This window comes from Streptomyces sp. cf386, from assembly GCF_900103585.1.
In the GTDB taxonomy this organism is placed as follows: domain Bacteria; phylum Actinomycetota; class Actinomycetes; order Streptomycetales; family Streptomycetaceae; genus Streptomyces.
On the sequence record NZ_FNHV01000007.1, the window covers coordinates 181,637 to 200,387 of the forward strand.

Here is an 18,751-nt window from a genome sequence, read left to right on the forward strand (position 1 = left end):
CCAGAAGACCAACTCCGGGTCTAGAACACCGGCGTTCCGTTCCGCGTGAGCTTCCAGCCAACCGACGCGAAGTCCTTCGGGTCCAGCACACCCTTCGCGGTCACCCACTCCGCGATCCGGGTGCGGATCTCCGTCGACTCCGCCCACAGCTCCTGAGCCGACGCGACATGCGGGAACGCGCCGCCGCCGTTGGCCCGGTAGTTGTTCACCGCGAACACGAACTTCTGGGCGTCGTCCAGCGCGGCACCGTTGTAGGACAGGTTCTTGATCCGCGAACCGGCCGCCTGGGTGATGTCGATCTCGTACGACAGCCCCGACACGTAGTCGTAGTTGTAGTCCGGGCGGTTGTTCGCGTTGGTCAGCTTCTCCACGTCGACGGCCGCGTCGGCGGCGGTCTGCACGAAGTACTCCGCCGAGTACTCCAGGTACGCCTTGAGCTGCGCGCCCGTCATCAGCTTCGCGACCAGCGTGTTGTCGTACACGTACAGGCTCGACAGATCCCGGATCGTCACGTTGCCGGCCGGGATCTCCGAGGTCCGGGAGAAGGGGGAGGCCTGGGAGATGACGGGCAGCGAGGCGTACTCCGTGCCCGCCAGCGCCGCCCTGGCCACGTCCTCCTGGACCTTGGTGATCAGGTCGATGATCGGGGCGTCCTTGTAGCGGGCCTCGACGGTCGTCAGCTTCTCGGTCGCGGTACCGACGACCTGGTTGACGTACTCCACGACGATGTCGTGGTCGTCCTTGAGCAGCTTGGTGATCTTCTGGTCGTCGGCGACCGTCTTCGAGTCACGCACCGTCGCCTTCACCGACTCGACCGTCCAGCGGCCCTTCGCGAAGACCAGCTCGAAGTCGAACAGCGTCAGTCGCTGCGCGTAGCACAGCGGCTCCGACAGCACGACCGTCTTGCCCGTCTTCTCGTTCGTGACCAGCAGCTCCGCGATCTCCGTGTGCGCGTGCCCGACGAGGATCGCGTCGATGCCCGGCACCTGCTGGGCCACCAGCGCCGCCGAGTTCTCGATGTACGGCAGCTGGTCACCGTACGACGACGTGCCCGACGAACCGGAGTGCGCCGACACGATGACGACGTCCGCACCCATCGAGCGCAGCTTCGGCACCCACTTCGCGGCCTGCTCCTCCAGACCCGGGAACACCATCTTGCCCTCGACGTACGCCTTGTCCCAGATCGCGATACCCGGGTTGGTCAGACCGAGCACCGCGACCTTCACCGGCGGGGCGCCCGGCACGCAGAACTTCTTGATGAAGTACGGCGGGAAGGCGGGCTTCAGCGTCTTCGCGTCCAGCGCGTTCGCACCCAGCAGCGGGAAGTCGCACTGCTCCTCGAACTTGCGCAGCGTCTCGATGCCGTAGTTGAACTCGTGGTTGCCGAGGGCCACCGCGTCGTACCCGATCGCGTTCATCGCCGCCGCCATCGGGTGGATCGGACCACCCTTGGCGGTGATCGGGTCGACCTTCGCGTAGTAGTACGTCAGCGGGGTGCCCTGGATCGTGTCGCCCGCGTCGATGAGCAGCGTGTTGCGGCGGCCCTTCTCCGCGCGGACCTGGTCCACCAGCGTCGAGACGCGCGCCAGACCCTTCGCGTTGCCCTTGGCGTCCGCGTACTCGGCGTCCTTGAAGTAGTCCCAGTTGAAGATGTTGCCGTGCAGGTCGGTGGTGCCCATCACGGTCAGCGCGTAGCGCTTCGCCGGCCGGGAGCCCTTCGCCGTCTCCGCGGCCTGGGCCGCCGGGGCGGCCGCCGCAGAGGCCAATGCCACCCCCGCTCCGGTCACGGCGGACTTCTTCAGGAACTTCCGGCGGTCCAACGGCATGAGTGCTTCTCCTGGGGGGAAGGTCAACAACGCGCGTAGATTCTGCCCGTCCACAGACCGTCCGCAGATTCTGACGCGCGTAGATTCTGACCTGGGCATGGCGAGCGGCAACAGACCCCGCAGGTTTCGATCTGATGACCGAAGCTGTGAACTCCCGGGCCCCTAACACGCCAAGCGGTGACAGAGTGGGGCGTATGACCAGCCCTTCATCGGACGACCCGCAGCCCGCCGTCCCCTACGGCACCCCCGACGCCCCCCGCATCGCCGTCCGCGGCGAGGCCCACCTGGAGGTCGACCCGGAGATCGCCCGGATCGGCGTCACGGTCGCCTCCCGCGGCAAGGACCGGCGTGCCGCCCTCGACGACCTCACCCGCCGCAACACCTCCGTCCTCGACCTCATCAAGACCTACGGCGACGCGGTCGAGCGACTGGAGACCGGCGCCTTCTCCATCAGCCCCGAGCTCAAGGACAAGGGCCGCGGCGAACGCGTCCACGCCTACCACGGCCGCGTCCACATCACCGCCGTACTGACCGACTTCACAGCGCTCGGCGAACTCACCACGCGGCTGGCCGACTTGGAGCTGACCCGGGTGGACGGCCCCTGGTGGGCCCTGCGACCCGACTCGCCGGCCCACCGGGAGGCGAGGCAGCAGGCGGTACGGGAAGCGGTGCAGCGCGCGCGGGAGTACGCGGAAGCGCTGGGGAGCTCACTGGACGCGCTGGTGGAACTCGCCGACATCGGCGCGGAGAACGCCCCCTATCCGCAGACCCGCGGCGGCCGTATGCGCTCCATGGCCTACGGCGCCGCGGAGGACACCGCGGCGGCCCCCCTCGATCTCGAACCCGAGCGGCAGCAGGTCTACGCCCAAGTGAACGCGCGATTCACCATGACGCCGCCGCAACTGTGAGCGACCCCGACCTGTGAACAACCCCGACCCTATGAATAACCCCGGCGGGGCGATTCGAACGCTCATCGGAGCGCCCCGCCGCCCAATTCAACACTTGTCAATAGCCCTTCACGCAAAGGTTGTTGAGTAGTCATGCCGGACCAATTCTCTACCCGCCGGTAAGTCATAGAGTCGAAACATGCGCCGAGCAAAAATCGTCTGCACCCTGGGCCCCGCCACCGACTCGTACGACCAGATAAAGGCACTGGTCGACGCCGGAATGGACGTCGCCCGATTCAACCTCAGCCACGGCAGCTACGCCGATCACGAGGAGCGCTACCAGCGCGTGCGGAAGGCCTCCGACGAGACCGGCCGCAGCGTCGGCGTGCTCGCCGACCTTCAAGGCCCGAAGATCCGCCTCGGCCGCTTCACCGAAGGACCCGTACTCCTTGAACGCGGTGACACCTTCACCATCACCGTGGAGGAGGGCGCGGAGGGCGACCGCCAGCAGTGCGGGACCACGTACTCCGGCCTCGCCGACGACGTCACCCCCGGTGAGCGCATCCTCGTCGACGACGGCAAGGTGTGCCTGGAGGTCACCTCCGTCGACGGCCCGCGCGTCCACACGACGGTCGTCGAAGGCGGCATGGTCTCCGACAACAAAGGACTCAACCTCCCGGGCGTCGCGGTGTCCGTCCCCGCTCTCTCGGAGAAGGACGAGGCCGACCTGCGCTGGGCCCTGAGCGCGGGTTTCGACGTCATCGCACTGTCCTTCGTACGCTCCGGCCGCGACATCGAGGACGTCCACCGCATCATGGACGAGGAGGGCCGCCGCCTCCCGGTGATCGCCAAGGTGGAGAAGCCGCAGGCCGTCGATGCGATCGACGACATCGTCGCCGCCTTCGACGGCATCATGGTCGCCCGCGGCGACCTGGGCGTGGAGATGCCACTGGAGCAGGTCCCGATCGTCCAGAAGCGCGCCATCAAGCTGGCCAAGCGCAACGCCAAGCCGGTGATCGTCGCCACCCAGATGCTCGACTCCATGATCGACAACTCGCGGCCCACCCGCGCCGAAGCCAGCGACGTGGCGAACGCCGTCATCGACGGCACCGACGCCGTGATGCTGTCCGGCGAGACCAGTGTCGGCAAGTACCCCATCGCGACGGTCCGGACGATGGCGAAGATCGTCGAGGCGGCCGAGGAGGACATCCTCGCCAAGGGCCTCCCGCCCCTGACGGAACGCAACAAGCCCCGCACCCAGGCAGGCGCGGTGGCCCGCGCGGCAGCCGAGATCGGCGACTTCCTCGGCGCCAAGTTCCTGGTCGCCTTCACCCAGTCCGGCGACACCGCCCGCCGCCTGTCCCGCTACCGCTCCCCGATCCCACTGCTGGCGTTCACGCCGGAGCCGGCGACGCGTTCGCAGCTGAATCTGACGTGGGGGGTGGAGACGTTCCTCGGCCCGCACGTGGAGTCGACGGATGCGATGGTCGACCAGGTGGATGAGCTGTTGCTGAAGTACGGCCGCTGCCAGAAGGGCGACACGGTGGTCATCACGGCGGGCTCGCCTCCCGGGGTGTCGGGCTCGACGAACCTGGTGCGGGTGCATCACATCGGGGAGGACGACAGTCCGAAGTAGTCGGCGGAAGGCCCCTCTTCAGCTTTGAGGAGGGGCCCTTTTGCTGTGTGGGGTCAGTGCTTGGGGCCTACGTGGGCGTCCATGAGGGCTACGGAGGCTTTGCGGGCGATGGAGATGTTGCGGTCGTTCGCTTGTTTCCACTGGACCCCTACGGCGCCCAGTGTCGCGGTGAAGAGTCGGATGATGTCGCCCGACAGGTTGGTGAAGAAGTAGCGCGGATACTCGTAGCGCTTCTGCTCACCCGCGACGAGGCGGGTCGTCCAGTTCGTGATACGGCAGCCGTCGGAGTGGATGAGGCCTCGGATGAACTCCCAAGGGTGCGCATCGACGATCTCCTGCTGCCAGGGTTCGAGGGTGATGGCGCGCTCGTGCTTCCTGCCGGGGCCGTGCTGGGGGAAGAGGGCGGGCCAATGCCGGGAGTAGCTGGTCACCATCGCGTATCCCTGCTTCTGAAGGGCGTAGACGCCGATACCGGGACGGACCTTCGTGATGGCCTCGTGGCACTGTCGGAGCAGGCCCGGCCATGCATCGGCGCACGCGATTCGGAGGTAGAAGCCGGTGCCGCGGGTATGCGCACTGATGCAGCCGTCGCCCAGGTAGAGGCCTAACAGGTAGGCGTACGCGCAATTGTCAGCGGGTGGCCCAGGGTCCGGAACCGCCATGCGGGGCAGGGGTTCAAGGCGGTGCTGCCAGGAGCGGATTGCGGCACGTGAAATACACGTCTCTCGGCTCACTGAATTCAGGCTGCGGCCCTGGGAGACGAGCGTGAGTGCCCGCTTGCGAGTGCTGACGTCGTACATGTGGCCACTCTGTGAGAGTGATCGCGACGGCGCGCAGCAAAAAGCGGATGTTCACGAGAACGTGGACATCCGCTTGTGTGTGGTGACCTTGGAATCGAAGGAAAAGTGCCCCGGGTCGGACTCGAACCGACACTGTATGGGTTTTGAATCCATTGCCTGCTGCCAATTGGGCTACCGGGGCCCGTGAATCGAAGGTTTACCTCGACCCGCTGCCCGTCCACCATACCGTAGCTAGGTAGGCTCTTGGGAGCAGCACCCCTGCCCCTGAACGAGGAGCCCCCGTGACCGCCCCCGAGTCGCCCCAGCCCGTAGACGCGCCCGACGACGACAAGTCGCACGTGCCTCCGCTGACGACCCGTGTCGTCATTGCCGAGGACGAGGCGCTGATCCGGCTCGATCTCAAAGAGATGCTCGAAGAAGAGGGGTACACCGTCGTCGGTGAGGCCGGTGATGGTGAGCAGGCCGTCGAGCTCGCCCGCGAGCACCGGCCCGACCTTGTCATCCTCGACGTCAAGATGCCGAAGCTGGACGGTATTTCGGCGGCCGAGAAGATCGCCGAGGAGAGCATCGCGCCCGTGCTGATGCTGACGGCGTTCTCGCAGCGCGATCTCGTCGAGCGGGCTCGGGACGCCGGGGCCATGGCGTACCTGGTCAAGCCGTTCAGCAAGAGCGACGTCGTGCCGGCGATCGAGATGGCCGTCTCGCGGTTCACGGAGTTGAAGGAGTTGGAGAAGGAGGTCGCCGACCTCACCCTCCGGCTGGAGACGCGCAAGCTGGTCGACCGGGCCAAGTCGATTCTTCAGACTCAGTACGGGCTGACGGAGCCGGCTGCGTTCCGCTGGATCCAGAAGACGTCGATGGACCGCCGGATGTCCATGCAGCAGGTCGCCGAGGCCGTCATCCAGGACGCCGAGGAGAAGAAGGCCGCCAAGGGCTGACGTACTTGAGCAAGCGGACGACTGAGGCCCGTGCCCCTTACCGGGGGGCACGGGCCTCACTCATGTGGGCGGTCAGTCCTCGCCCAGGTACGCCTTCCGTACCGACTCGTCGTGCAGGAGGTCCTGCCCGGAGCCGGAGAGGACGATCTTGCCGACCTCCATGACGTGGCCGTGGTCGGCCAGGGAGAGCGCGGCCTGGGCGTTCTGCTCGATGAGCAGGATGGTGGTGCCCTGGGACTTGAGCTCCTGGATGGTCGCCATGATCTTCTGCATCATGATCGGGGAGAGGCCCATGCTGGGCTCGTCGAGCATGAGCAGTTTCGGTCGGGACATCAGCGCCCTGCCCATGGCGAGCATCTGCTGCTCACCGCCGGAGAGGGTGCCCGCGGCCTGCTTGCGGCGCTCTCCGAGGATGGGGAAGAGGTCGTAGGCGCGCTGGATGTCCTTCTCGATGCCCTCCTTGTCGGTGCGCAGGAACGCGCCGAGGCGGAGGTTGTCCTCGATCGTCATGCGGGGGAAGATGTGCCGCCCCTCGGGGGAGTGGGCGAGCCCCAGCGCGACGACCTTGTGGGCGGGGATCTTCTTCAGCGACTTGCCCTCGAACCGGATGTCGCCGGAGAGCGGCTGGAGGAGGCCCGACAGGGTCCGCAGGGTGGTGGTCTTCCCGGCGCCGTTGGTGCCGATGAGGGTGACGACCTCGCCCGCGTTCACCTTGAACGAGATGCCTTTGACGGCCTCGATCTTGCCGTAAGCGACCCTGAGGTCCTCGACCTCGAGCAGTGCGGTCACTTGTCGTCCCCTTCCGTGCTGCTCTGCGCATCGGCCTCCGCAGCCTCGACTTCGGCGACCTCTGCCTCGCCCGGTGCGCCCTCGAAGGGCGTGCCCAGGTAGGCGGCGATGACGCGTTCGTCGGCCTGGACGACCTCGGCGGGGCCCTCGACGATCTTCTCGCCCTGGACCAGCACGGCGACCCGGTCGCAGAGGTTCATGATGAACCGGATGTCGTGCTCGATGACGAGGACGGCGATGCCCTTGTCCCGGATGGCGAAGATGAGCTCTTCGGCCGCCCGGGTCTCCTGCGGGTTCATACCGGCGGTCGGTTCGTCGAGGAGGAGCAGGCCGGGCTCGCTCGCGAGTGCCCGGGCGATCTCCAGCTTGCGCTGCTCGCCGTAGGGCAGGTTGCGGGCGAGGTGGTCGGCCTTGGCGGCGAGGCCGGTGAACTCCAGGAGTTCCATGGCCCGGGCCCGTGACTCCTCTTCGGCCTTCTTGAAGCCGGGCAGGCGCAGGAGGGCCGACCAGAGGCCTTCCTTGGTCCGGGTGTGCCGTCCGACCAGCACGTTTTCCAGAACGGTCATGTTGGCGAAGAGCCGGATGTTCTGGAAGGTACGGGCGATGCCGGCCTGGGTGACCAGGTGCGGCTTGGGCGGCAGGACGGTGCCTTTGTAGGCGACCTTGCCCTCGGTCGGGATGTACAGGCCGGTGAGGCAGTTGAAGAAGGTCGTCTTGCCGGCGCCGTTGGGGCCGATGAGGCCGACGATCTCGCCGCTGTTCACGGTGAGGCTCACGTCGCGTACGGCGGTCAGACCGCCGAAGCGCATCGTGACTCCGCTCGCGTCGAGCACCGTCGTGGCGGTGGCTGCTGTCGTGGTGGTGGTCATGGCGGTCACGCCCCTGCCTTCGCGACGCCGGTCGCGCCTTCGGGCAATGGCTTGTCCTCCGGTACGTCGAGCTGTCCGGTCTCGTGGAATTCGAGCTGCTTCCTGCGGTCGGCGACCAGGCCCTCGGGGCGGAAGCGCATCAGCAGCATCAGCGCGATGCCGAAGAGGAGCAACTGGTACTCCGCCATGAACTGGAGCTTGGCCGGGATCAGGTAGAGCAGCGCGGCGCCGATCAGCGGGCCGCTGATGGTGCCCATGCCGCCGAGGATGACGGCGGCGAGCAGGAAGGCCGAGTTCGGCGGTACGGAGCCGGCGAACTGGTACTGCTCGGGCGTGACGCTGTAGGACACGTGCGCCTGGACGGTGCCGGCGAGGCCGGCGAGGGCGGCGCCGAGCGCGAAGGCGAGGAGCTTCAGGCGGAAGCCGTTGATGCCCATCGCGGTGGCGGCGGTCTCGTCCTCGCGGATGGCGACCCAGGCGCGGCCGATGCGGGATTCCGCCGAGCGGCGGAAGACCAGGACGACGATGGCCGTGCACAGCAGCATCAGCAGGTAGTAGTTGCCGGAGCGGGTGAGCTCCGTGCCCAGGACGTCGTGCGGCAGTCCGAGGTTGAACCCGAAGATCTCCAGGTCGGGGATGTTGGGGATGCCGTTGGAGCCGTTGGTGACGTCCGGTCCGCTGTTGCCGTTCAGGTTGTTCATGGTGATGCGGAAGATCTCACCGAAGCCGAGCGTCACGATGGCGAGGTAGTCGCCGCGCAGTCGCAGGGTCGGGGCACCGATCACCACGCCGAAGATCAGCGAGGCGGCGGCGCCGGTGAGGACGGCCGCCCAGAACGGGAATTCGACGCCGATGCTCGACTGGGGGGAGCCGGAGACCAGGGCGGCGGCGTAGGCGCCGACGCCGAGGAAGGCGACGTATCCGAGGTCGAGGAGGCCGGCGAGGCCGACGACGACGTTGAGGCCCAGGGCGACCGTGGCGAAGATCAGGATGTTCGCGCCGATGAGGGCGAACTGGTCGTTGGTCTGGGTGAACGGGAAGCACATTGCGGCGACGAAGGCCGCTGCCATGGCGACGTTGCGGTGCTTGGCGGTGAGTGCCGAGAGCCGCTTGAGGAGGCCTGCGCGGGTCACGGCGGTGAAGCCGAAGGCCGTGACGATCAGGAAGCCGATGAACAGCTCGGAGTATTCGGTGCCGATGCCGTACGCGAAGACGTACAGGCCGACGCCGAAGCCCGCGGCGATGATCAGGATCTCCACCCAGGAGGGCAGTTCCTTGGCCCGGGTGGGCTCGGGGGCGGTGAGTGAGTGGCGGATCCGGCCCCAGAGGTTGGGGGTCGGGTCGCCCGCGCCGTAGGGCTGGTCGACCGGGAGGCCCAGGGCGCCGATCACGGCGATGAGCGCGCCGATGCCGGAGACCCAGGCGCCGGGCTCCAGGTTGACGAGGCCGCCGAGCTCCTGGCTGATCGCGCCGATGGAGTAGCCCGTGGTGCCGAACACGCCGAGGGCGGCGAGCAGGACGGGGCTGTTCTTGCCGCCGGGGGTGAGCCAGCGCAGGCCTCGGATGCCGTAGCCGGAGAGGGCGAACAGCAGGGTCAGCACGGAGCCGACGAGGGTGAGGACCTGCAGGCCGCCGGGGTAGCCGGTGACGGTGAGGTTGCCCGGGAACTCCTCGGTCCAGGTCCAGGCGAGGAAGGTGCCTATGAGGGCGACGGCGGAGCCGGCGACGGTCAGCCCGCGGGCCGCGGCGTGCGGCAGCGGGATGATCGGGGTGGCTTCCGCGGTGGACACCTTGGTGGTGTCGGTGGTCTTGTCCATGGGGGTGTCGGTGGTCATGGGTATCACGCCCGATCCGCGACGCGTTCGCCGAGCAGGCCCTGTGGCCTGAACAGGAGGACGAGGATGAGCAGCGCGAACGCCCATACGTCCTTCCAGGCGCCGCCGCCGAAGAGTTCCATGCCGGGGATGTCGCCGACGTAGCCGGTGGCGAGGGACTCGGCGACGCCGAGGACGATGCCGCCGAGCATGGCGCCGTAGATGTTGCCGATGCCGCCGAGCACGGCGGCGGTGAAGGCCTTGAGGCCCATCAGGAAGCCCATGCGGAAGCCGACCTGGCCGTTTTTGAGGCCGTAGGCGACCGCGGCGATGGCGGCGAACGCGGCACCGATGGCGAACGCCATGACGATGATGCGGTCGGTGTTGATGCCCATCAGCTTGGCCGTGTCGGGGTCCTGGGCGGTGGCCTGCATACCGCGGCCGGAGCGCGTCTTGGTGACGAAGATGCCGAGGGCGAACATGCACAGCGGGGCGGCGATCAGGACGAAGAGGTCGCCGCGCTGGATGTTGGCGCCCAGGACGTCGATGGGGCCGCCTTCGAACTGCGGGAAGGGCTGGTCCTTCTTCGCGTCGGGGTACCACATCCACACGGCCTGCTGGAGGACGATGGAGAGGCCGATGGCGGTGATGAGGGGTGCCAGCCGTGGCGCGGTGCGCAGTGGCCGGTAGGCGAAGCGTTCCGCCGCGGTGGCGACGGCGACCGAGACGATGACGCCGGCGAGGATCATGAGGGGGATCGCGGCGCCGAGGGCGAAGCCTTCGGGGAGTACCAACCAGACGGTCAGGGCGCCGAAGCCCCCGACCATGAATATCTCGCCGTGGGCGAAGTTGATGAGCTGGACGATGCCGTAGACCATCGTGTAGCCGATCGCGATGAGTCCGTACATCGCGCCGAGGATGAGTCCATTGGCCAGCTGTTGCGGCAGTTCGTTCACCGCAGGGCCTCCGTGGAGTGGTTCGGATATGGCGCCGCGCGGGAGCGCTGGTGGGCGTCTCCCGCGCGGCCTGGATCAATGTGTGATGGGGGAGGTTTCTTTACTCGTCCTCTGCTCAGCCCAGCTTGGGTTCGCCGCTGAACTCCGGCGTCCACGCGTTGCTCTTGACCTTGTACGCGGTCATCGTGTGGTTGGTGGTGTCACCGAACTCGTCGAAGGAGATGGCGCCGGTGACGCCGTCGAACTTGACCTTCGCCATGGCGTCCAGGACCGCCTTGCGGCCGTCGGACGGGACCTTGCCGTCGTTGCCCTCGACCGCCAGCTTGACGGCCTCGATGATGGCCCAGGTGGCGTCGTAGGTGAGGCCGCCGTAGGCCTCGTAGGCGTCCTCGTAGCCGGCCGCCTCGTAGTTCTTGATGAACGTCTGGGCGGAGTCGAGCTTCTCGACGGGCTCGCCCACGGACGTGGCGAGGTCGCCCTCGGCCTTCTTGTTCAGCTTCGGGAACTCGCCGGAGTAGATGCCGTCGCCGCCCATGAGCGGGATGCTCTGGCCGCTGTCCTTGAGCTGCTGGCTCAGCGGGGCGGCCGCCGGGTACTCGCCGCCGTAGTACAGGGCCTCGGCGCCGGTCTTCTTGATCTTGGCGACCACGGCGTTGAAGTCACGGTCGTCGGGGTTGATGTGGTCGCTGCCGACGATCTGGCCGCCGAACTTGGTGAAGTTCGCCTTGAAGGACGCGGCGAGGCCGGCGCCGTAGGTCTTCTGGTCGTCGATCAGGTAGACCTTCTTGAGCTTCGCCTGGTTGTACAGGTAGTCGGCGGCGAAGGCGCCCTGGATCTCGTCCGTGGTGGCGGTGCGGAAGAACGTCTTGAACTGGCGGACCGAGTCGCCGGTCTTCCAGCCGTCGCCCTGGGTCAGCTCCGTACCCGTGTTGGCGGGGGAGACCTGGGTCAGGCCGGCGTCGCTGAACGGCTTCTGCATCTGCTGCGACACGCTGGAGTTCAGCGGGCCGACGACGCCGAGGACGTCCTTGTTGCTGATGAACTTCTGGGCGTTCTGCTGGCCGACGGACGGCTGCGCCTGGTCGTCGAGAGCCTCGATCTTGAACTCGACGCCCTTGACGAACTCCTGCTTGTTGGCCGTCTTGGCGGCCAGGTCGGCGGAGTTCTTGATGCCGAGGCCGAGGGCCGACAGGTCGCCGGTCAGCGGGGCGTCGACACCGATCACAACCGTGGTCTTGTCGCCGTTGCTGCTGCCGCCGTCGTCGTCACGCGACCCACAAGCCGTGAGTGTCAGCGATCCCGCCGCGAGTGCGGCGGTTATGGCGATGATCGAACGTTGACGCACGAATCAGGTCCTTTCCCTGGCACGGCGGGTCCCCCACGGAACGCGCCGAGTCGAGCGCTGGGTCGAAGTGACTTCGAATCCGATGGCGCGGTGACTGGCCGTGACTCTAAGCGTGTGTGGGGAACATGGAGGAGGCCCTGACCAAGGCTGTGACGCTCTTGTTATGACATCGGGTAATGCAGAGCGGTACTCGGTGGGGGGAAGAGTGGATTTCCGGCCGATTCGCCCTGTCCACATAGTGAGAACTCGCAGCGTTCGCGCGTAGCGTCTTCACGAGTGTTCACGGGTTTTGGTGATTACCTCGATTGTTGCCGAAGGCTACCTGAGGGCTTCTGTGGGATTGTGGGGAGGGGGCTCGGTGGGGAAGATCCGTGGGCCTGTATTGCAGCTGTATTACGCAGAGTTACAGCCGGGAAAGGTGCTCGGTGTTCTCCGGCCCTTTTCGTGTATGGGGCACGAATGCGGAAATGTGGAATGCCTCGGTCAGCCCCATGGCCCTCCGGTCGGCTCGCCGTTTCGGTACCGCTCCTCGCACAACTCGCGCGCCCGGCGGTCGATCAGCCGGTCGGCCGCGGACGCGTCCGCGTGCCGGCGTTCCGCGCGGGCGGCGTCCACGACCTTGCGGAGGATCTCGTACTGGCCGTCGGACAGGCCCATCGACTGGTAGTCGCCGTAGGTGTCGCCGGTCAGTGCCCGGCGGGACCAGTATCCGATGATGCGCGTGCACAGCCGCGCGGGCGGAGTCGCCGACGGGGAGGGCGAGTTGGCGCTCGCCCGGGTCTCGCCCGCTCCGTCCCGAGCGCCCGACCGGCCGCCGCAGCCGGCCGCCAGACCGGCGGTCAGTAGCGCCAGTCCGAGCAAGGCCACCGTCCGGCGCGCTCCTCCCGTCGTCATGTCTCGACGGTATGCGGCCGGGCGCTCGGGTTCAACGGCAAGAAAACGTAAGGGTGTTGGTTGTCACGGAAGTGTCGTCAAGGCGTCGGCGTCCGTTCGCCGCGCACCGCGAGGCGCAGGCGTCACTTCGCCGCGCGGAGACGCTCCTCGTCGCTCGGGTTCACGTCCCGCAGCATGCAGGTCAGCCGCGCGCTGCACACGCGCCGACCCTGCTCGTCGCTGATCACGATCTCGTACGTCGCCGTCGAGCGCCCCTGGTGCAGCGGCGTGGCCACGCCGGTGACGAGGCCGGAGCGGGCGCCGCGGTGGTGGGTGCAGTTGAGGTCGACACCGACCGCGATCTTGGAGCTGCCGGCGTGCAGCATCGACCCCACCGACCCGAGCGTCTCGGCGAGCACCGCGGAGGCGCCGCCGTGCAGCAGTCCGTACGGCTGGGTGTTCCCCTCGACCGGCATGGTCCCGACGACCCGCTCGGCGGACGCTTCCACTATCTGGACACCCATGCGCGTGCCGAGGTGCCCGGCGGAGAACAGGGCCGGCAGGTCGACGCCGAGCGCGGCGTACTCGTCGATGACCTCCTGCGGGAACTTCACATGCTGCTGCTCGCCCATGGGTCCGGCTCCGTTCGTGGTGCTCAGTCGGTGAGGGTCGACTGAGCAAACGCTCAGTCGGTGCCCGATTGTTCCAGACGTACGACGACGGACTTGCTGGCCGGGGTGTTGCTGGTGTCCGCGGTGGCGTCCAGCGGGACCAGGACGTTGGTCTCCGGGTAGTACGCGGCCGCGCAGCCCCGGGCCGTCGGATAGTGCACGACCCGGAAGCCGGGCGCCCGCCGCTCGATCCCGTCCTTCCACTCACTCACGAGGTCGACGTACGAGCCGTCGGCGATGTCGAGCCTTGCTGCGTCCTCGGGGTTGATCATGACGACCCGGCGGCCGTTCTTGATCCCTCGGTAGCGGTCGTCGAGGCCGTAGATCGTGGTGTTGTACTGGTCGTGCGAGCGCAGGGTCTGCAGCAGCAGCCGCCCCTCGGGCACCGTCGGGTACTCGACCGGGGCCGCCGTGAAGTTGGCCTTGCCCGTCGCCGTCGGGAAGCGGCGCTCGTCGCGCGGGGCGTGGGGGAGTGTGAAGCCGCCGGGGTGGGCCACGCGCGCGTTGAAGTCCTCGAAGCCGGGGATCACGCGGGCGATACGGTCCCGGATCGTCCCGTAGTCCTTCTCGAACTCCTCCCAGGGCGTCAGGCTGCCCTCGCCCAGCACGCGGCGTGCCAGACGGCAGACGATCGCCGGTTCCGACAGCAGATGCGTGCTCGCGGGCTCCAGGCGCCCCCGGGAGGCGTGCACCATGCTCATGGAGTCCTCGACCGTCACGAACTGCTCGCCGCTGCCCTGGAGGTCGCGCTCGGTGCGGCCGAGCGTCGGCAGGATCAGGGCACGCGCACCGGTGACGGCATGGCTGCGGTTGAGCTTCGTCGACACATGCACGGTGAGCCGTGCGCGCCGCATGGCCGCCTCGGTGACGTCCGTGTCGGGCGTGGCGGAGACGAAGTTGCCGCCCATCGCGAAGAAGACCTTGGCCTCGCCGTCGCGCAGCGCGCGGATGGCCCGGACGACGTCGTAGCCGTGCTCACGCGGGGGCGCGAAGCCGAACTCCTTCTCCAAGGCGTCCAGGAACGCCGGGGCCGGCCTCTCGAAGATGCCCATCGTGCGGTCGCCCTGCACGTTCGAGTGACCGCGCACCGGGCACACGCCCGCGCCCGGGCGGCCGATGTCTCCGCGCAGCAGAAGGAAGTTGACGACCTCGCGGATGGTCGGCACGGAGTGCTTGTGCTGGGTGAGGCCCATGGCCCAGCAGACGATGGTGCGCCGCGAGGCGAGGATCATCGCCATGGCCTTGTCGATGTCCGCGCGCGTGAGGCCGGTCGCGGTGAGCGTCTCGTCCCAGTCGGCGGCGCGGGCGGCCTCGACGAACTCCTCGTAGCCGTGGGTGTGGTCGCGGACGAACTCCTCGTCGACCGCTCCCTCCGTCTCGAGGATCAGCTTGTTGAGGAGGCGGAAGAGTGCCTGGTCGCCGCCGATGCGGATCTGCAGGAACAGGTCGGTGAGCGCGGCTCCCTTGAACATGCCGTGCGGGGTCTGCGGGTTCTTGAACCGCTCCAGGCCCGCCTCGGGCAGCGGGTTGACGCTGATGATCTTCGCGCCGTTGGCCTTGGCCTTCTCCAGGGCGGAGAGCATGCGCGGGTGGTTCGTGCCCGGGTTCTGACCGGCGACGATGATCAGGTCGGCCTTGTAGAGGTCCTCCAGCAGGACGCTGCCCTTGCCGATGCCGATGGTCTCGTTCAGCGCCGACCCCGACGACTCGTGGCACATGTTCGAGCAGTCGGGCAGGTTGTTGGTGCCGAGCTCGCGCGCGAAGAGCTGGTAGAGGAACGCGGCCTCGTTGCTGGTGCGGCCGGAGGTGTAGAAGACGGCCTCGTCGGGGGAGCCGAGGGCGGTGATCTCCTCGCCGATGATGTCGAAGGCGCGCTCCCAGGTGACGGGCTCGTAGTGCGTGCCCCCCTCGGGGAGGAACATGGGATGCGTCAGCCGCCCCTGCTGTCCCAGCCAGTAACCGCTCCTGTTCGCGAGGTCGGCGACGGGGTGCGCGGCGAAGAACTCCGGGGTGACGCGGCGCAGGGTCGCCTCCTCGGCCACCGCCTTCGCGCCGTTCTCACAGAACTCCGCCTTGTGCCGGTGGTCCGGCTCCGGCCAGGCACACCCCGGGCAGTCGAAGCCGTCCTTCTGGTTGACGCTCAGCAGGGTCAGCATGGTCCGCTTCACGCCCATCTGCTGCTGTGCGATGCGCAGGGTGTGACCGATGGCCGGCAGCCCGGCAGCCGCGTGCTGCGGCTCGGCGACCTGCGGCGCGTCCTGAACCGGATCACCCTTGGGCGGCTTGGTGGCCATCGCGCACTCCCCATTCATGTACACGTGTGAGGTACATCTCCGATCCTCGCACGCGAGACCGATAACGGGGGCAGGGGGCCCGGCCCCCGCACTCCCCATCCATGTCCTCCATGAACCCCCTCCGCGAACCGGTATCGCGAACCCCCTCCGCGCCCCTCTTCCCGGGGCCGCACCTCCCGGGGGGAACCGACTGTCAGTGGGGCGTGGCAGGATCGGGGGCGTGGCAGAGACAGCATCGAAGCAGACCGACAAGAACCCCGGCGGCAGCCGGCCGCGCCTGATGCTCATGGACGGGCACTCGCTGGCCTACCGTGCGTTCTTCGCGCTGCCCGCGGAGAACTTCACGACCGCGACGGGCCAGCCGACGAACGCGATCTACGGCTTCGCGTCGATGCTGGCCAACACCATTCGCGACGAGGCGCCCACCCACTTCGCCGTGGCGTTCGACGTGTCCCGCAAGACCTGGCGCTCCGCGGAGTTCACGGAGTACAAGGCGAACCGCTCCAAGACCCCGGACGAGTTCAAGGGCCAGGTCGAGCTGATCGGCGAGCTGCTGGACGCGATGCACGTCTCGCGGTTCGCGGTCGACGGTTTCGAGGCCGACGACGTGATCGCCACGCTGGCCACCCAGGCCGAGGCCGAGGGTTTCGAGGTGCTGATCGTCACCGGCGACCGCGACTCCTTCCAGCTGGTCAGCGAGCACACCACGGTGCTGTACCCGACCAAGGGCGTCTCCGAGCTGACCCGCTTCACCCCGGAGAAGGTTCTCGAGAAGTACGGATTGACGCCCGCCCAGTACCCCGACTTCGCGGCCCTGCGCGGCGACCCGTCCGACAACCTGCCGGGCATCCCGGGCGTCGGTGAGAAGACGGCCGCGAAGTGGATCAACCAGTTCGGCTCGTTCGCGGAGCTGGTCGAGCGCGTCGAGGAGGTCAAGGGCAAGGCCGGCCAGAACCTCCGCGACCACCTGGAGGCCGTCAAGCTCAACCGCCGGCTGACCGAGCTGGAGCGAGCCGTCGAGCTGCCCAAGACCGTCACCGACCTCGCACGCGCGCCCTATGACCGCAAGGCCGTCGCGATGATCCTGGACACCCTGGAGATCCGTAACCCGTCCCTGCGCGAGCGGCTCTTCGGCGTCGACCCCGGAGCCGAGGAGGCCGAGACCACCCCGGTCACCACCGAGGGCGTGGAACTGGACGGCACGGTGCTCGGCACCGGCGAGCTGGCCCCCTGGCTGGCCGAGCGCGGCGCCGAGGCCCTCGGCGTGGTCACCGTCGACACCTGGGCGCTCGGCACCGGCTCGGTCGCCGAGGTCGCCCTGGCCGCGGCCGACGGTGCGGCGGGCTGGTTCGACCCGTCGCAGCTGGACGAGGCCGACGAGAAGGCGTTCGCGGCCTGGCTGGCCGACGCCGACAAGCCGAAGGTCTTCCACAACGCCAAGGGCGCGATGCGGGTCTTCGCCGAGCACGGCTGGAGCATCGAGGGCGTCCGCATGGACACCGCGCTCGCCGCCTACCTGGTCAAGCCGGGCCGCCGCTCCTTCGACCTGGACGCGCTGTCCCTGGAGTACCTCCACCGCGAGCTGGCCCCGGCCGCCGCGGCCGACGGTCAGCTGGCCTTCGGCGCGGACGACGGCGCCGAGGCCGAGGCGCTGATGATCCAGGCCCGCGCGGTCCTGGACCTGGGCGAAGCCTTCGAGAACCGCCTGGCGGAGGTCGGCGCGGCGGACCTGCTGCGGGACATGGAGCTGCCGACGTCCGCCCTGCTGGCCCGCATGGAGCGGCACGGCATCGCGGCGGACCGGGCCCACCTGGAGGCCATGGAGCAGATGTTCGCGGGCGCCGTGCAGCAGGCCGTGAAGGAGGCGCACGCGGCGGCCGGGCACGAGTTCAACCTGGGCTCGCCCAAGCAGCTCCAGGAGGTCCTCTTCGGCGAACTCGCCCTGCCCAAGACGAAGAAGACGAAGACGGGCTACACGACGGACGCCGACGCCCTGGCCTGGCTCGCCGGCCAGACCGACAACGAGTTGCCGGTCATCATGCTCCGCCACCGCGAGCAGGCGAAGCTGCGCGTCACCGTCGAGGGCCTGATCAAGACGATCGCGACGGACGGCCGTATCCACACGACGTTCAACCAGACGGTCGCGGCGACCGGCCGCCTCTCGTCGACGGACCCGAACCTCCAGAACATCCCCGTCCGCACCGACGAGGGCCGGGCCATCCGCCGGGGCTTCGTGGTCGGCGAGGGCTTCGAGTCCCTGATGACCGCGGACTACAGCCAGATCGAACTGCGCGTGATGGCCCACCTCTCCGAGGACGAGGGCCTGATCGAGGCGTTCACCTCCGGCGAGGACCTGCACACCACGGCAGCCTCGCAGGTGTTCGCGGTGGAACCCGCCGCCGTGGACGCGGAGATGCGCCGCAAGATCAAGGCGATGTCGTACGGCCTGGCCTACGGGCTCTCCGCCTTCGGCCTCTCCCAGCAGCTGAACATCGACGCGGGCGAGGCCCGCGCCCTCATGGACGCCTACTTCGAGCGCTTCGGCGGCGTACGGGACTACCTGCGCCGCGCCGTCGACGAGGCACGGGCGACGGGCTACACGGCGACACTCTTCGGCCGCCGCCGCTACCTCCCCGACCTCAACAGCGACAACCGCCAGCGCCGCGAGGCCGCCGAGCGCATGGCCCTCAACGCCCCCATCCAGGGCACGGCGGCGGACATCGTCAAGATCGCCATGCTCAACGTCGACCGCGCCCTGCGCGAGCAGAACCTCACCTCCCGCATGCTCCTCCAGGTCCACGACGAAATCGTCCTGGAAATCGCCCCCGGCGAACGCGAGGCCGCGGAGGCCCTGGTCCGCCGAGAAATGTCCGACGCGGTCCACCTCACCGTCCCCCTGGGCGTCTCGGTGGGCGCGGGCCCGGACTGGGAGTCGGCGGCGCACTAGCCTCCGGCGGTAGAGCCACATCCCGATGCCGGGCCGGATTCCCAACCGGCCCGGCATTTCGGTGGGCCTACAGGGAGCGGAACTGCGACGCCCTGAAGGGGCGTGG

Annotated in this window: 14 protein-coding genes and 1 tRNA gene; 4 read left to right on the forward strand and 11 right to left on the reverse strand. The window is 68.3% G+C overall.

Features of this window, described 5'->3' with window-relative positions; translation table 11 throughout:
* Positions 1–20 precede the first annotated feature (20 nt).
* Positions 21–1,826 carry a bifunctional metallophosphatase/5'-nucleotidase gene (locus BLU79_RS19545; RefSeq protein ID WP_093907106.1) on the reverse strand — a complete coding sequence of 602 codons (1,806 nt, stop codon included), beginning with the start codon at positions 1,824–1,826 and terminating at the stop codon, positions 21–23.
* Between the two features lie 194 nt (positions 1,827–2,020).
* Here BLU79_RS19545 and BLU79_RS19550 point away from each other — a divergent pair, with 194 nt between their 5' ends.
* Positions 2,021–2,734: an SIMPL domain-containing protein gene (locus tag BLU79_RS19550; protein ID WP_093907107.1), complete on the forward strand. Its 714-nt coding sequence runs from the start codon at positions 2,021–2,023 to the stop codon at positions 2,732–2,734.
* Positions 2,735–2,912: 178 nt separating this feature from the next.
* A complete protein-coding gene (gene pyk / locus BLU79_RS19555) occupies positions 2,913–4,349 on the forward strand; it encodes a pyruvate kinase (protein WP_093907108.1) in 1,437 nt (478 codons plus the stop codon).
* 53 nt (positions 4,350–4,402) lie between these two features.
* On the opposite strand, the gene BLU79_RS19560 is transcribed toward pyk, so the two are convergent.
* Positions 4,403–5,149 carry a helix-turn-helix domain containing protein gene (locus tag BLU79_RS19560; protein WP_093907109.1) on the reverse strand — a complete coding sequence of 249 codons (747 nt, stop codon included), beginning with the start codon at positions 5,147–5,149 and terminating at the stop codon, positions 4,403–4,405.
* A gap of 106 nt (positions 5,150–5,255) precedes the next feature.
* Positions 5,256–5,330: transfer RNA gene (locus tag BLU79_RS19565), tRNA-Leu, on the reverse strand.
* A 100-nt stretch (positions 5,331–5,430) separates the two neighbouring features.
* On the opposite strand from BLU79_RS19565, the gene BLU79_RS19570 reads away from it, so the two are divergent.
* A complete protein-coding gene (locus BLU79_RS19570; protein WP_093907110.1) occupies positions 5,431–6,087 on the forward strand; it encodes an ANTAR domain-containing response regulator in 657 nt (218 codons plus the stop codon).
* Positions 6,088–6,159: 72 nt separating this feature from the next.
* Here the strand turns inward: BLU79_RS19570 and BLU79_RS19575 are convergent, their stop codons facing one another.
* The 8 genes from BLU79_RS19575 to BLU79_RS19610 form a co-directional block, all read right to left on the reverse strand.
* Entirely contained in the window at positions 6,160–6,876 is a 717-nt protein-coding gene (locus BLU79_RS19575) for an ABC transporter ATP-binding protein (RefSeq protein WP_093907111.1), read from the reverse strand.
* Positions 6,873–7,745 carry an ABC transporter ATP-binding protein gene (locus BLU79_RS49775; RefSeq protein ID WP_093907385.1) on the reverse strand — a complete coding sequence of 291 codons (873 nt, stop codon included), beginning with the start codon at positions 7,743–7,745 and terminating at the stop codon, positions 6,873–6,875. The genes BLU79_RS19575 and BLU79_RS49775 overlap by 4 nt, the downstream gene beginning before the upstream one ends.
* Positions 7,746–7,750: 5 nt before the next feature.
* Positions 7,751–9,580 carry a branched-chain amino acid ABC transporter permease gene (locus tag BLU79_RS19585; RefSeq protein ID WP_371131894.1) on the reverse strand — a complete coding sequence of 610 codons (1,830 nt, stop codon included), beginning with the start codon at positions 9,578–9,580 and terminating at the stop codon, positions 7,751–7,753.
* 5 nt (positions 9,581–9,585) lie between these two features.
* Entirely contained in the window at positions 9,586–10,515 is a 930-nt protein-coding gene (locus BLU79_RS19590) for a branched-chain amino acid ABC transporter permease (RefSeq protein WP_093907112.1), read from the reverse strand.
* Positions 10,516–10,630: 115 nt separating this feature from the next.
* On the reverse strand, positions 10,631–11,860 hold the full coding sequence (locus BLU79_RS19595) for a branched-chain amino acid ABC transporter substrate-binding protein (RefSeq protein ID WP_371131895.1): 1,230 nt from the start codon (positions 11,858–11,860) through the stop codon (positions 10,631–10,633).
* Positions 11,861–12,343: 483 nt separating this feature from the next.
* The gene (locus BLU79_RS19600; protein WP_093907113.1) at positions 12,344–12,754 is read right to left on the reverse strand and encodes a hypothetical protein; all 411 of its coding nucleotides are present in this window, start codon (positions 12,752–12,754) and stop codon (positions 12,344–12,346) included.
* Between the two features lie 122 nt (positions 12,755–12,876).
* A complete protein-coding gene (locus tag BLU79_RS19605) occupies positions 12,877–13,365 on the reverse strand; it encodes a hotdog fold thioesterase (RefSeq protein ID WP_093907114.1) in 489 nt (162 codons plus the stop codon).
* A 53-nt stretch (positions 13,366–13,418) separates the two neighbouring features.
* Positions 13,419–15,698, reverse strand: coding sequence for an FdhF/YdeP family oxidoreductase (locus BLU79_RS19610; protein WP_093907115.1), 2,280 nt, complete (start codon positions 15,696–15,698; stop codon positions 13,419–13,421).
* 220 nt (positions 15,699–15,918) lie between these two features.
* On the opposite strand from BLU79_RS19610, the gene polA reads away from it, so the two are divergent.
* The gene (polA, locus tag BLU79_RS19615) at positions 15,919–18,645 is read left to right on the forward strand and encodes a DNA polymerase I (RefSeq protein WP_093907116.1); all 2,727 of its coding nucleotides are present in this window, start codon (positions 15,919–15,921) and stop codon (positions 18,643–18,645) included.
* The last annotated feature ends 106 nt before the right edge of the window (positions 18,646–18,751 follow it).